Origin of the sequence: Roseburia hominis A2-183 (genome assembly GCF_000225345.1) — a bacterium.
In the GTDB taxonomy this organism is placed as follows: Bacteria; Bacillota; Clostridia; order Lachnospirales; family Lachnospiraceae; genus Roseburia; species Roseburia hominis.
On sequence record NC_015977.1, the window covers coordinates 2,511,428 to 2,524,716 of the forward strand.

The 13,289-nt window shown below is 50.7% G+C and carries 11 protein-coding genes; all 11 read right to left on the reverse strand.

What is annotated here, in order from left to right:
- Positions 1 to 247 precede the first annotated feature (247 nt).
- Positions 248 to 1,660 carry a phosphoglucomutase/phosphomannomutase family protein gene (locus tag RHOM_RS11240; RefSeq protein WP_014080428.1) on the reverse strand — a complete coding sequence of 471 codons (1,413 nt, stop codon included), beginning with the start codon at positions 1,658 to 1,660 and terminating at the stop codon, positions 248 to 250.
- 26 nt (positions 1,661 to 1,686) lie between these two features.
- Positions 1,687 to 4,086: a GH36-type glycosyl hydrolase domain-containing protein gene (locus RHOM_RS11245; RefSeq protein WP_014080429.1), complete on the reverse strand. Its 2,400-nt coding sequence runs from the start codon at positions 4,084 to 4,086 to the stop codon at positions 1,687 to 1,689.
- 125 nt (positions 4,087 to 4,211) lie between these two features.
- The gene (gene pap, locus RHOM_RS11250) at positions 4,212 to 5,681 is read right to left on the reverse strand and encodes a polyphosphate:AMP phosphotransferase (RefSeq protein ID WP_014080430.1); all 1,470 of its coding nucleotides are present in this window, start codon (positions 5,679 to 5,681) and stop codon (positions 4,212 to 4,214) included.
- Positions 5,682 to 5,726: 45 nt separating this feature from the next.
- Positions 5,727 to 7,286 (reverse strand): cardiolipin synthase, encoded by a 1,560-nt coding sequence (gene cls, locus RHOM_RS11255; RefSeq protein ID WP_014080431.1) that lies wholly within the window; start codon positions 7,284 to 7,286, stop codon positions 5,727 to 5,729.
- Positions 7,287 to 7,385: 99 nt separating this feature from the next.
- Complete coding sequence (locus RHOM_RS11260; RefSeq protein ID WP_014080432.1) at positions 7,386 to 7,568, reverse strand: hypothetical protein; 183 nt, start codon at positions 7,566 to 7,568, stop codon at positions 7,386 to 7,388.
- A gap of 202 nt (positions 7,569 to 7,770) precedes the next feature.
- The gene (locus tag RHOM_RS11265; protein ID WP_014080433.1) at positions 7,771 to 8,466 is read right to left on the reverse strand and encodes an adaptor protein MecA; all 696 of its coding nucleotides are present in this window, start codon (positions 8,464 to 8,466) and stop codon (positions 7,771 to 7,773) included.
- An 86-nt stretch (positions 8,467 to 8,552) separates the two neighbouring features.
- Positions 8,553 to 9,200 (reverse strand): ABC-2 transporter permease, encoded by a 648-nt coding sequence (locus RHOM_RS11270; RefSeq protein ID WP_014080434.1) that lies wholly within the window; start codon positions 9,198 to 9,200, stop codon positions 8,553 to 8,555.
- Complete coding sequence (locus RHOM_RS11275; RefSeq protein ID WP_044024997.1) at positions 9,197 to 10,060, reverse strand: ABC transporter ATP-binding protein; 864 nt, start codon at positions 10,058 to 10,060, stop codon at positions 9,197 to 9,199. The genes RHOM_RS11270 and RHOM_RS11275 overlap by 4 nt, the downstream gene beginning before the upstream one ends.
- Positions 10,061 to 10,100: 40 nt before the next feature.
- Complete coding sequence (locus RHOM_RS11280) at positions 10,101 to 10,472, reverse strand: GntR family transcriptional regulator (protein ID WP_014080436.1); 372 nt, start codon at positions 10,470 to 10,472, stop codon at positions 10,101 to 10,103.
- Positions 10,473 to 10,749: 277 nt separating this feature from the next.
- Complete coding sequence (locus RHOM_RS11285; protein WP_014080437.1) at positions 10,750 to 11,295, reverse strand: hypothetical protein; 546 nt, start codon at positions 11,293 to 11,295, stop codon at positions 10,750 to 10,752.
- A gap of 112 nt (positions 11,296 to 11,407) precedes the next feature.
- Positions 11,408 to 13,171, reverse strand: coding sequence for an aspartate--tRNA ligase (gene aspS / locus RHOM_RS11290; protein ID WP_014080438.1), 1,764 nt, complete (start codon positions 13,169 to 13,171; stop codon positions 11,408 to 11,410).
- Between the last annotated feature and the right edge of the window lie 118 nt (positions 13,172 to 13,289).

Consider the following 13,289-nt stretch of genomic DNA (forward strand, 5'->3'; position numbering starts at 1 on the left):
GCCTCTTATCGAATTGCTGAACAAAACATAACCGCGCGAAGCCGATGTCTGAATTGCCATCTGCCATGTTTTCAATAGCAGATGGCAACGAGTTTCGGTTCGCGCGGTTTTATATTGTCTGTGAAGCAATTCGATTAGAGGCACTAGAAAGTCCGCTCATTGTCTGTGCTTGTCGGACATTCCCCCGGTGGATTGTCAAAGCGTGGCAAGACACGGAATGGAATGTGAAATGCGGCGTTTTTCTACTCTACAGATCAAGGAACTGCTCGTATCTGGTGCAGATGTCCGCCGCCTCGACGGCATCCGGCATCTCGCAGAAAATGCGCAGCAGCGGCTCCGTGCCTGAGAAGCGGGCGATGACCCAGCCTCCATTTTTGAAGTAGACCTTGCTGCCATCCAGATAGGAGACATGGTCAATCTCTTCCGGCAAATCCGGCAGCTGCTTCTGCTCCATTAAAACTTCCTGCATCTTAAGCTTTTTCTCCAGTGTGAACTTATAATCACGCTCTTCCATATGGATCTCCCCACATTCTGCGTGAATATCATCCATGATCTGCGAAAGCTTTTTCCCGGTCACTGCCAGCATCTCGATCAGAAGCGCCGCCGCATAGATGCCGTCTTTTCCGTTGATGTGCCCGTGTACGGTCAGACCGCCGGAAGACTCGCCTCCGATGATGGCTCCTGTCTCCTGCATCTTAGCGGAGACATACTTAAAACCAACCGGCACTTCATAGCATTTTTCTCCGAACTGCTCTGCCACTTTATCCAGCATATGGGTGGTCGCTATATTGCGCACCACAGGTCCATGCCAGCCCTTAAACTTTACAAGATAGTAATACAGCAGCACCAGAATATCGTTCGGATGCAGGAAATTGCCCTTGTCGTCGATCACGCCGATACGGTCCGCATCTCCGTCTGTAGCGATACCGATGTCACACTGTTTTTCCACCACATAATTCTGCAGTGAGTGGAGCGTTGCAGCGGAAGGCGCCGGAAGTTTTCCGCCGAACAGTGTATCATGTCTGTCATGAATTGTCGCCACCTCGCAGCGGGCAGTTAAAAGAATCGTCTTTAACGATGTCTCACTCACGCCGTACATCGGATCCAGTGCCACCTTAAGATCAGCGTCGCGGATAGCTTTCATATCCACCGATGCAATGATATTGTCTATGTACTCATTGAGCGGATAGATCTCCTCGATATAGCCCGCCGCTTTTCCATCCTCATATGCAACCGCGCAGACGCCGTCCGATGCGATGTCGGCAATGTAGTCCTCCAGATCCTTCGTCTGGATCTCGTCGGCATCACGGCCGCCCGCAGTAAACACCTTGATTCCGTTATAGATTGCCGGGTTATGGCTTGCGGTAATCATCATTCCGTACGGAAAATCATGCTTCATCACGTAGAACATGACAAGCGGTGTCGGCGAGGATTTGTTGATCAGGTATGCCTTGATCTGTGCCGCTGCAAATACCTCTGCCGCCCACTGCATGGCTTCTTTGGAGAGGAATCTGCGGTCATATCCCATAACGATGCCCTGCTCGGTCACACCCTCGCTCTTCATTTTGTTGACCAGCCCCTGCGCCAGAAGCTGTATATTTGCCTTTGTAAAATCGTCTCCAATCACGGCTCTCCAGCCGCCGGTTCCAAATTTGATCATATCAATGTCCCCTTTCTTTTCCTGTGCTATCCCATCACAACTCTGACGTCATGTCTGCTTCCCTGTGCCATCACTGGGATACGTTCGACCTTCTCTCCGTCCAGATACAATTCCTGCACGCCCTTCATCACGCCGTCCGGGTTTTCCACGTGAATATCATACTCTGCCCCGCGCCAGCGTCTGACGGCGGAAAATTCCTTCCAGTCTGCCGGGATACACGGATCAATGGTCAGGTGTTCAAAATCCGGCCGGATGCCAAGCATATATCTGGTTGCGGAAAAATAAGCCCAGCCGCCGCTTCCGGTCATAAACGGATGACGTGCCCGTCCGAATGCTGTGTGGTCTCTTCCGACCACAAACTGGCAGTACGAATACGGTTCTGACTGCCGGATCTCAATCATATTGTTCTGATAATACGGGCACAGTGCGTTGTAGAACTTCATTGCACGGTCGCCGCGTCCCAGCACGCACTCCGCAGCCCATGCCCACGGATTCGGATGGGAGAAAATGGAGCCGTTCTCCTTCAATCCCGGATAAACGCGCGTCACAAATCCGATATCGTCATCCGGCACGGTGTACGATGGAGCATTGAGCAGAATTCCATACGGCGTAAACAGATACTTATCCACGGAATCCATCGCACGTTTTCCTTTTTCCACATCGGCTGCACCGGAAAGCACTGCCCATGCATTGGACTCCAGATGTACCTTTCCTTCCGCATCCTCCGATGTTCCGATCTTCTTTCCGTTCTTTGTGATACCGCGGATGAACCATTCCTTATCCCACAGTTCCCTGTTACAGACATTTCCTACCCGCTCGCGCATCGCCTGATATTTTTCCACATCCTCCGTGCGTCCGAGATATTCTGCCAGCTGCAGGAAGTGGCAGATCGCCCAGTAATGCAGGAAGGACACCATTGCGCTCTCTCCGCCGCCTAAGTTCAGACAATCGTTCCAGTCTGCGCGGAGTCCCTTGCAGATTCCGGTTGCGCCGACCTGTTCCGCGGAAAAATCCAAAATCCGCTTCATATGTTCATATACCGTTCCCTCGCCTCCGTCGGCATAGGTCACGGTCTCATCTGCAAATCCAGTCTCTCCCGTCTCCTTGATATATTCGATAATGGATGGCACCAGCCAGAGCGCATCATCCGAGCAGGCATCCTCCAGCCCGTGCACAATGTCCTTCGCGTTCACTGTCGGGATGACCGTCGGAGACTTAAACGGCTTTTTCTTTTCCTTTTTTGCATCCGGGTCAAACCATTCCGGCGAGAACAGATGCAGTCCGTAGCCTTTGGTTGTGAGTCCGCGCAGCAGTTCCACGATGCGCTGTCTGCATTTCTCCGGATTGGAGTGCGGTATCGTCATTGCATCCTGCGCCGTATCCCGGTATCCCAGACCCGTGCGGCCACCTACCTCGATAAACGATGCAAAACGCGAAAACATGATATTTACTTCCGCCTGATAGAGGTTCCAGGTATTGATGAGCGTATTCATTCCCTCATTCGGCGTCCTGATCTGCAGCTGTGCAAATTTGTTTTCCCAATACTCCCTTAACTGTGCATACGCCGCATCCACATTTGCCATGTCAGAATATTTTTCCCGGATCTTTTTTCCCGCTTCGCGGCTGCCCTCTCCGAGCATGAAGATCAGCCGTACTTCCTCTCCCGGCGCCAGCACAAGATCCTTCTGTAAGCTTCCGCAGTGGTTGTTTCCAAGCTCGTGAGAACCGCTGCATGTTCCGCACTCCACCGCAATCGGGTTGTCTTCCGTCCGGTATGCTCCCAGAAAGCTGTCACGCAGACAGTCAAATCCGTCCGGCGTCACATTCGACGCGAAATACTGATAGCCGAATTCCTCATAGAACAGATCATACTCGATGATATTTTCATCGTAGGATGATCCTGCACAGTAGAGGCTCATCTGGAAATTCTGGTTGTCAATCATAATGTGATGGAACGAGAACTCACAATACGAAAATACCGATAATCTTCTCTCTTTGTCTGTGGTGTTCTTAAGACGCACATCCCACAGTTCCACCGCATCGTCCATCGGAACCATCAGCGTCTGGCTTGCCTTGATTCCCTTGTAATCGCACTCATAGGTCGTGTAGCTCATGCCGTGTCTGCAGGTATACTTTGCCTGATTAAGCGGTTTGCCCACCGGCTGCCAGGATATGCTCCAGTAGTCTCCGTCCTCGGCATCCCTCAGATACACATAATGTCCCGGCCGGTCCATCGGCACCGCATTTCCGCGAAAACGCGTCACCCGGTGATACTCCGGAGACTGATAGAACATGTAACCGCCCGCCGTATGATTGACCACGACGCACAAATCCTTCACGCCGAGATAATTTGTCCACGATACCGGCAGGTCGACGCGGTCAATGACATATTCCCTTTTCTCATTGTCAAAATGTCCGTACTGCATAAAAAATCCCCCTGTCTTACCTTCCTATTTTCATTCCTTCTGAAAATATTATAGTAAGACAGAGGGCGAAATTGTATTGCCACGCATGGCATAATTTGCATATTTCTGTCATTCTAAAACAGAACCTAATCGAGTGCCTTCTCCAGCTCCTCAATCACGATCCGGAGTGCCTTGATCCTGGCGTACTTCTTATCCACAGACTCGAGGATATGCCACGGCGCATAGGTCGTGCTCGTCTTTGTGATCATCTCATTGACTGCCGTCTCATACTGATCCCATTTTTCCCGGTTCCTCCAGTCCTCCTCCGTGATCTTCCACTGCTTTTCCGGCGTGTTCTGCCGCTCGTTAAAGCGCTCCAGCTGCGTATCCTTGTCGATCTGCACCCAGAACTTGATGATGACGGCTCCCCAGTCATGCAGCTCCTTCTCAAATTCATTGATCTCGTTGTACGCGCGCATCCAGTCGTTTTCCGTGCAGAATCCCTCCAGCCGCTCGACCATCACACGTCCGTACCACGAACGGTCGAAGATTGCAATGTGACCGGTCTTCGGCAGTCTCGTCCAGAAACGCCACAGATAATGTCTTGCCTTCTCATGCGGCTCCGGGCTTGCGATCGGATGCACCTCATAGCCCCTCGGGTCGAGCGCACTGGTGATCCGCTTGATGTTGCCTCCCTTTCCGGCAGCATCCCATCCCTCATAGGCGATGATGACCGGAACCTTCTTGCGGTACAGGCGGTTGTGCAGCTCGCCAAGCCGCTGTTTTAAATGCTTTAACTCCTTGCGGTACGTCTCCTCATCGAGCGTCTTATCGAGCGGTATCTCCGAGAGAAGCGGCATGCGCTCTAACGGGAATACATTCTGCAGAAGCGGAACCGCCATATCACGGTTGTCAAGCGCAATGTCAATTCCCTGCGTCAGCGTCTCAAGCACCTGCAATTCCGTCCACTTCTTCGACTTTGCATCCACAATATACCACGGTGCGGACGGCATATTCGTGCTCTTCAAATAGGAAGAAAACGCATCCATGCACTTCTCGTAGTGACTGTTCTGCCACAGATCCTTTTTCCCCACACGCCAGACGGTGTCCTTTTCATCCGTGAGGCGCTCCATCCGTCTGGTCTGCTCCTTCTTGGAGATATGCAGGAAAAACTTCATCACAAGGTAGCCGTTATCCGTCAGCTGACGTTCAAAGCGCCGCACACTCTCGATGCGCTTTGCATATTTTTCCTCGGAAAGCTCCCCGTGAAGGCGCTCTTCCACCACCTCATCCATCCAGCCGGAATCTAAGAACACAAACTTTCCCGCCTCCGGAATCCGGGTAAAATGGCGGTATAAAAACGGCTTGCGCTCTTCCTCCCCGGTCTTTCTCTCCATGGACTCCACCTTAAAATGGCGCGGGTCAATATTCTCGATGATCTGACCGATGCAGTAGCCTTTTCCCGCCGTTCCCCAGCCTTCCAGCAGCACCAGTACCGGCACTTTCTGCTCCTTGATGAGAAGCTGCTGGGCGGCAAGCTTTTCCCTGGCTGCCGCAAGGCGCATCTTTAATTCCTCTTCCCCGGGTCTTACCGGCTCTTTCCACTCTCTCAGCATAAAAACCTCCGTTCCGCAGACGCAATGCGTCGCATTTTTCTTCTCCTATAACAGCGGTGCAAACAACCGCAGAATACACTGTATGATGCGAAGCCCCATACTCCGCTTTCCCTTATACTGTTCCGTCACCTCGCGCGACACCTCAAATATCTGCGCAAAGTCCTCTCCAATGGCACCGATCGCCCCGCAGCCATGCAGCAGCACGCCGTTCTCAAAATGATGGTACAGGCTTCTATAGTCAAAATTGATCGTTCCGACCGTCGCCGTCTCCCCATCACAAAGTGTCTGCTTCTGATGGATAAATCCCGGCGTGTACTCATAGATACGCACGCCGCGCCGCACCAGAGGCGCATAGTAGGAGCGTGTCGTCTGATACACTAACTTCTTATCCGGGATTCCCGGTGTCACAATCCGCACATCAACGCCGCGCTCGGCAGCCAGACACAGTTCCCTCGTCATATCATCGCTGATAATCAGATACGGCGTCGCCGCATAGAAAAAGTGTTTCGCACTCTTGATGAGATTTAAATAAACATCCTCCGCAAAATAACCGTCCGTCAGGGGGCCGTCCGCATACGGCTGTACAAAACCGGTGTCTGCCGCGCGGTAATCCAGCTTCGGAAAATACGTCTGAAACTCATGGTCCGCCTCCGCCGTGGCATTCCACATCTGAAGAAATGTCACAGTCAGGCTTGCCACCGCATCTCCCGCAAGACGGATTCCGGTATCCTTCCAGGTTCCGTACGGGTGCGTGATATTAAAATATTCATCCGCAAGATTGTAGCCGCCCGTGTAGCCGATCTTTCCATCCACCACCGTAATCTTTCTGTGATCGCGGTTGTTCATGAAAATGTTTAAGACCGGAAGCACCGGATTGAACACCCTGCACTCTACGCCGATGGCTTCCATGCGCTTGATAAAGCCCGGATCGATAAAGCCGATACTGCCGACGTCATCGTAAAACAGGCGTACCTCCACCCCGTGTGCCGCGCGCTCGGCGAGCACGTCCTTAATCCTGCCGAACGCCTCCGCTTCCTCGATCGCGTGATATTCCATAAAGATAAAATGTTCTGCCGACGCGAGATCGTGTAGCTGCGCCGCAAGTCCCTCCGCCGCATCCGGGTAAAATGTCACATCGGTATTCCGGTACACCGGATAATGCCCAAACCGCTTGATATAGCGGCACTGGTTCGCCACCGCAAAATCCTGCTCCTCCAGCCGCCCAAGCACTGCCTCATCCTGGGGAATCTGCTCAAACAGCACCGGTTCAATCGTCTCAAAGCGTCTGCGCATCGCCTTTGCGACCACATTCTTGTGTCCAAACACCAGATATATGCAGAGCCCCAGCACCGGAAACGCCAGAATCAGAATAATCCAGGGCATTTTAAACGCAGCGTTCTCGTGCTTGGCGTAAATGCTTAACGCCACAAGAAATGCTCCTACACTAAAGCATAAACTGATTGCCGTAGAATATGCATTCAACCGCAAAAACAGCAACAAAATCCACAAAACCTGCAAAAGCAGGGATAATCCTACAAACACAAGTCTTCCCACACTGTTTTTCACATTAGACTTCTGTTCCGTCCGCATCTTCTGTCTCTTCATTCCGCATCCTCTCCTTATCATATCAAAAAAGCTTTCATCTGCAAACCCGGATGAAAGCTCTTTTTTATTCTTATATTGATTTTCTTTTGTAACGCCATCCTAAGCCTCTGCAGACAGCTGTAATCTCGCCGTAATCTCCCGCACTTCTTTCATAATCGCGGCATACATTTCATACTCAAGTCCAACCGGCGACATATGCGGACATTCCTGCTTCATCCGATAGGCCTGTCTTAACAGGCTGCGTTTGTTCTCCTCAAGCTCCCAGATCTGCTCTCTGCTCATAACTTCTCCACTTTCCGCACACCGGCGTCCCCCGCCTTCTTCTGTGCTATTCTCTTCTTGGTGTATATATCTTGTACACACACCTCTACCATCATAGCATATATAGTGGAAAATGCATCAGGAAGTTGTTCGGCATTTTTACCAAATTTTGTGACCGGATTTGAGGACTTTGCCTATTTACAAAACGGCTTTTATCTATTTCTCACAACTGCATCAGCATTTCAAGAGCCTGCTTTTTCATGATACAAATTCCCTGCTCTCTGATATGTGCAATGTGCCCCTGATCGGAGTAGTGCGCATCGTCATACTCGATCGTTCCGAACGCAAATGGACGCATCTCCTCCTTGGCAAATCCCGTAAAATCCAGAATCAGATAGTACGCGCCGTCCATCTTGTAGAGACTGCTCTTTGGAATCTTCCCGCGAAAAGCAAGCAGGCTCATCCTGCGCATATTCTCAAAGGAAGAAAAGCGCAGTGCACAGATCATCGGGTCGGTGCGCTTATGCGTTCCCGCAGCGGCTGCCGTATCCGCCGTATCTGCTGCGGCCTGTGCGTTCCCCTCCTCTGCCTTGGCCGTTTTCCCTGATGCAGCGTCCGGATCCAGCTGGCTGATCATATGACTGACCGTATTCACCAGATCCCTCAGTGACACCTCTTTGTCTGCGCCAAAAGTGATCGCCATACTGTGATCCTGCAAAAGCTCCGCCTTCACCATCGGAGAGATGCCCTCCATCTGAATATGTTCCTGTTCCTCGACGAGTTCTAAGACAGTATGCATGAATTCCTGCGTGATCTCGCTGTTCGCAATGATCTCATCAATATCGTATCCGAGACTCTCGATCTCCTGTTCCGTCAGTGCACAGCGGATTTTGTTATCACCGATATGTTCTATTTCCATAAATGATCAATCCCATCTATTGTAAAATGTTGTTTTTAAGTGATACCATTATCCTATTTTTTGCACTATTTGTAAAGTGGCAATCCTTAGAATACCTTTTTTTGCATAATGCGGACACTGCCCGCAAAGGATACCGCCAATGTGGCCAGGGAAACCAGAAACACTACCGCAGTCACGGCCGCAGGATTTAACTGCGCAGACCACCTCAGCCCTCCCGCAAAATTCTCCGGCAGAAGCTTCCTTGCTGCAATTGCAGCCCCAAGCACCGCAAACCCCAGAATCATGGTTGCTGTCCTGCTTTTTTCCATACCGTATTTCAGGCTGACCGGAAGCATGACTGCCAGAAAAATTGTCATCTCTAATAAAATAAGGAACATGGGCATCAGCCATTCTAAAAGAGACACCACATCTCCACGGATATAATCCGCCACAAAACCGGCCGCTGCGGAAACTGCCCAGAAACCACCGCCGCACAGCAGCATAAATACATATTTTTCCAGCACATAATCTTTTCTGGTCACCGGAAGCGTGAACAGAAACAGATAGCCGTGATCGAATTCGTCATACGAGATCGTGTTTACTGTAAAAAGCATGCCGAACATGGTACAATATCCCACAATGATCTGCGCCGGCTGACCGCTGCAAAGGAAAATGGCCGCAATCAGAATGATAATCGTAAAATACCGCTTCTGCCCTGCCAGAATCCGAAAATCCTTCGTCAGTAATCCTTTCATAGCTTCTCCCCCCTCGCTGTCAAAATCAGAATATCATCAATGCTGCCTTTTTCCATCACAAGATCCGGGTAATTTTCCTGATAATACCGGCGCTCGTTCGTCAGCAGGCGATAACCATACGCTTCCCGCATTCCGGCAAGCAGATATCTACGATCCAGCGCCTGATACTGCCGTTCATCCACTTTTAAGATACCATATGAATCCAGAAGAACATCCGTCTCCCCGTGAAGCACGATCTTCCCCCGGTCAATCATATAGATATCATCGCAGAACTTTTCCAGATCGCTGGAGATGTGGGAGGATATCAGGACAGATCTCGGTGCTCCGCCGGTTCCCTCCGAATCCAGATATTCCTGCAGTTCTTCAAGCATCGCCTCTCTGGACATCACATCGAGTCCCAGCGTCGGTTCGTCCAGAATCAGCAGGTCAGCGTCATGTGACATCGCAATCAGCAATTTCAGCTTTGCCTGCATCCCGGTAGAAAAATCTTTGATTTTTTTGTTCGCCGGAAGTTCATACCGCTGACATTTTTCCAGGAACCTGGCCTCATCAAATCTGGTATACAGATTCCGCAGAATGGCGGTTACATCCCGGACGGTAAGGAACTGGCTGAAGCCCGAATCCGCAAGGGATACCCCGATCCGCTCCCGGTCTTTTGCAGTCAGTTCTGTATATGGTTTTCCGAAGATCCTTATCTCACCCGTCTCCGGCGGCACCAGCCCCAGCAGAATCTGAAATGTCGTCGTTTTTCCCGCTCCGTTCGCCCCGACAAATCCGGTTGCCATCCCGGGCTGCACTTCCATGGAGCAGTCCAGTTGAAACGACCCGTATGCCTTTGTTACTTTGTTCAGTTGCACCATCCCATCATTCATATGATTCTCCATTCCTGTGATTGCACTCCTATGCTTCCAAAAACAATTCCAGAACCGCCCGCAGTTCTTCGTCGCTCATGCCATACGCCCGCGCCTTCGCCACCAGCTGTTCCATCCGCTGCTCGATCTCTCTTTTCTGTTCTTCCGCAAGCAGTGACGGATTCACCCCGAGCACAAAGCTGCCCTTGCCATGCACCGTTGCGATCAGCTGCTCCTCCTCAAGGGCATCATATGCCTTTTTTACGGTGAGAGCGCTCACCTTAAGATCTTTTGCAAGCATTCTCACACTGTCAAGTGGCGCTCCCTCCCGCAGGGTTCCCTGCAGGATCTGTTTTTTTATCTGCTCTACGATCTGCTCATAGATCGGCTGCATCGATGTGTGATCCACAATTATCTTCATTTTTTTGTATTCTCCTCCACCTCTGCGCAGTATGTAGGTTTTCCTTCGACAAACAGTATATAACAGTATAGAACTGTTGTCAACTGTTATATACTGTTTATTACAAAACATTGGTTGCTTTTATATAAAAAATCCCGGTCTTAAGACAGAACTGTCATTCTCTGTCCGCGAACCAGGATTTCCTCTCTCATCGTTCCTTTTTATCTCTTTATAGTGTTATCAGTCAATTCTGATATTTCTCACATCAAAAGCTTATTGTTTCTTAATTGCATCCATCTCATTCGTCCAATGCAAGAAATGCATCTTTTATTGCAGACACGTCCTCGTCGAAGCCCATGACATATAAAATCACATCCCCGATGCTCTCCACCGCAACACTCTCCGCCTCCACGCAGATCCATTTTGCAGGATTGGCATTGTCCAGAAGCGTCTGTTTTGCCTTTGGCACATCGGTTCCGTCCGACACGCGCAGCACAACGCACTGATATGCCACCGACGTCATCATCGGAGCAGAATACGCCGAGTCAGTATATGTGATCTCATCTGTGCCCAGCACATATTCTTCCATATCCGCATCGATCGTCGTCATCTCATAATCCTGCATGGCCTCCCGCATGGATTCATCCAGATCGGCCGTTTCGTAAACTTTGTTTAAAATGTCAATACAGCTTCCGCTCAGTGCCTCCGCTTCCTCAGAAGTGCTCGTCTTCCCGCAGGCGGCAAAAGAAAACAACATCACGAACATCATTCCCACCGCAGCCACGCGCTTCCCGTATCCTGCCCTGCCGTTCGTTTTACGGTTCTTTCCGGTTCTTTTTCCCATATTCTCTCTGTGATCTCCTTTTTCATTCAAGTTTTCTACTTTATATAGAGTAAAACAGGCTTTTGGAGATAGTCTGTCCAAAAGCCTGTGTCTTTATTGCTGTCGTTTTACGCTATTTTTCTTCCGGCATCTGAATGCGGATATGAACGTCGTCCAGCTGCTTCTGATCTACAGTCGCCGGTGCTCCCATCATGATATCCATCGCGTTCTTATTCATCGGGAACGGGATGATCTCACGAATGCTCTCCTCGCCGCAGATCAGCATAATCATACGGTCAACACCCGGAGCGATTCCTGCGTGTGGCGGTGCTCCGTAGCAGAATGCATTGTACATGGCAGGGAATTTTGCCTTCACATCCTCCTCGCCGAGACCAACCAGTTCAAATGCCTTGATCATGATCTCCGGGTCATGGTTACGAACCGCACCGGAGGAAAGCTCTACGCCGTTGCACACCAGATCGTACTGGTAAGCAAGGATGGAAAGCGGCTCCTCGTTGCAGAGTGCGTTCATACCGCCCTGCGGCATGGAAAACGGGTTGTGACAGAACTCCAGTTCTCCGGACTCCTCGCCGATCTCATACATCGGGAAATCTACGATCCAGCAGAATTCGTAGCAATCCTTTTTCATGTGCTTCTCGCTCGCAGCGCCAAGCAGTCTGCGGAGTACGCCTGCGGTCTTCTGCGCTGCCAGCTTCTTGCCTGCGGTCAGACCGATAAAGTCACCCGGCTTTAATCCGAGGGCAGCAATGACTGTCTCCTTGCGCTCCTGCAAGAACTTGGAAATACCTCCCACAAATTCGCCGTTCTCATCCAGCTTGAACCAGTAAGCCTTGTTGGCTGTCTGCACTTCCACCTCGGCACAGATTCCGTCGATCACTTTTCTGGTCGCAGTAAATCCGTCCACGACAACCGCTTTTACGGTCTGTCCCTCGAACGGACCGAATCCGCAGTCTGCCATGACGTCCGTCGCATCCTGCAATACCAGATCAATGCGGAGATCCGGCTTGTCGGTGCCGTACTTGTCCATGGACTCCAGATATGGAATACGCACAAACGGAGCCTTGGAAGCAGTCTTGTATACACCATACTTTTCAAATACCGGCGGCAGTACCTCCTCGACAACAGAGAACACATCCTCCTGGGAAGCAAATGCCATCTCCATATCGAGCTGATAGAACTCTCCCGGAGAACGGTCTGCTCTTGCGTCCTCATCACGGAAACACGGTGCAATCTGGAAATAGCGGTCGAATCCGGACGCCATTAAAATCTGCTTGAACTGCTGCGGTGCCTGCGGCAGTGCATAGAACTTGCCCGGATGATTTCTGGCCGGTACCAGATAATCTCTCGCGCCTTCCGGGGAAGAGCAGGTCAGAATCGGAGTCGTGATCTCTAAAAATCCCAGCTCGTTCATCTTATTGCGGAGCTCTGCCACGATGCGGCTTCTGAGCACGATCTTGCTCTTGACCGACGGATTTCTCAGATCCAGATAGCGATATTTTAATCTGGTGTTCTCATCCGCCTCTCTGGACTGGTTAATCTCAAACGGAAGTGCATTGTAGATACACTTTCCAAGGATCTCGATCCCTTCCGGCACGACTTCAATCTCTCCGGTCGGAAGCTCTGTATTCTTATTGGAGCGCTCTCTGACGGTTCCTGTTACGGAAATGGTGGACTCCTTGTTCACTCCGTCCAGCTTCTCCATCATCTCTTCTGTCTCAACGACAATCTGGGTCGTTCCATAGAAATCTCTTAAAATAAGAAATCCCAGGTTCTTGCTGACCTTGCGGAGATTCTCGTACCATCCGACGAGCGTTACTTTCTCTCCCGCATTGGAAAGACGCAGCTCATTACAGTTATGTGTTCTCGACTGTGTCATTTTCTTAACTCCCTTGTATCAATCTAAAAATGTTCTTCAAATCTGTCCGGGCAGCAGCCTGTCCGGCGCTTTTTTTATCTTACACCATGAAACGCGATTTTTCAACGGTTTTATCCGT

Bases quoted from the DNA above. Each gene is read 5' to 3' on its own strand.
- RHOM_RS11275 (WP_044024997.1), bottom strand. From the start codon at position 10,060: ATGGTGCAACTGAACAAAGTAACAAAGGCATACGGGTCGTTTCAACTG.
- cls (WP_014080431.1), bottom strand. From the start codon at position 7,286: ATGAAGAGACAGAAGATGCGGACGGAACAGAAGTCTAATGTGAAAAAC.
- aspS (WP_014080438.1), bottom strand. From the start codon at position 13,171: ATGACACAGTCGAGAACACATAACTGTAATGAGCTGCGTCTTTCCAAT.
- RHOM_RS11285 (WP_014080437.1), bottom strand. From the start codon at position 11,295: ATGGGAAAAAGAACCGGAAAGAACCGTAAAACGAACGGCAGGGCAGGA.
- RHOM_RS11245 (WP_014080429.1), bottom strand. From the start codon at position 4,086: ATGCAGTACGGACATTTTGACAATGAGAAAAGGGAATATGTCATTGAC.
- RHOM_RS11265 (WP_014080433.1), bottom strand. From the start codon at position 8,466: ATGGAAATAGAACATATCGGTGATAACAAAATCCGCTGTGCACTGACG.
- pap (WP_014080430.1), bottom strand. From the start codon at position 5,681: ATGCTGAGAGAGTGGAAAGAGCCGGTAAGACCCGGGGAAGAGGAATTA.
- RHOM_RS11280 (WP_014080436.1), bottom strand. From the start codon at position 10,472: ATGAAGATAATTGTGGATCACACATCGATGCAGCCGATCTATGAGCAG.
- RHOM_RS11270 (WP_014080434.1), bottom strand. From the start codon at position 9,200: ATGAAAGGATTACTGACGAAGGATTTTCGGATTCTGGCAGGGCAGAAG.
- RHOM_RS11240 (WP_014080428.1), bottom strand. From the start codon at position 1,660: ATGATCAAATTTGGAACCGGCGGCTGGAGAGCCGTGATTGGAGACGAT.
- RHOM_RS11260 (WP_014080432.1), bottom strand. From the start codon at position 7,568: ATGAGCAGAGAGCAGATCTGGGAGCTTGAGGAGAACAAACGCAGCCTG.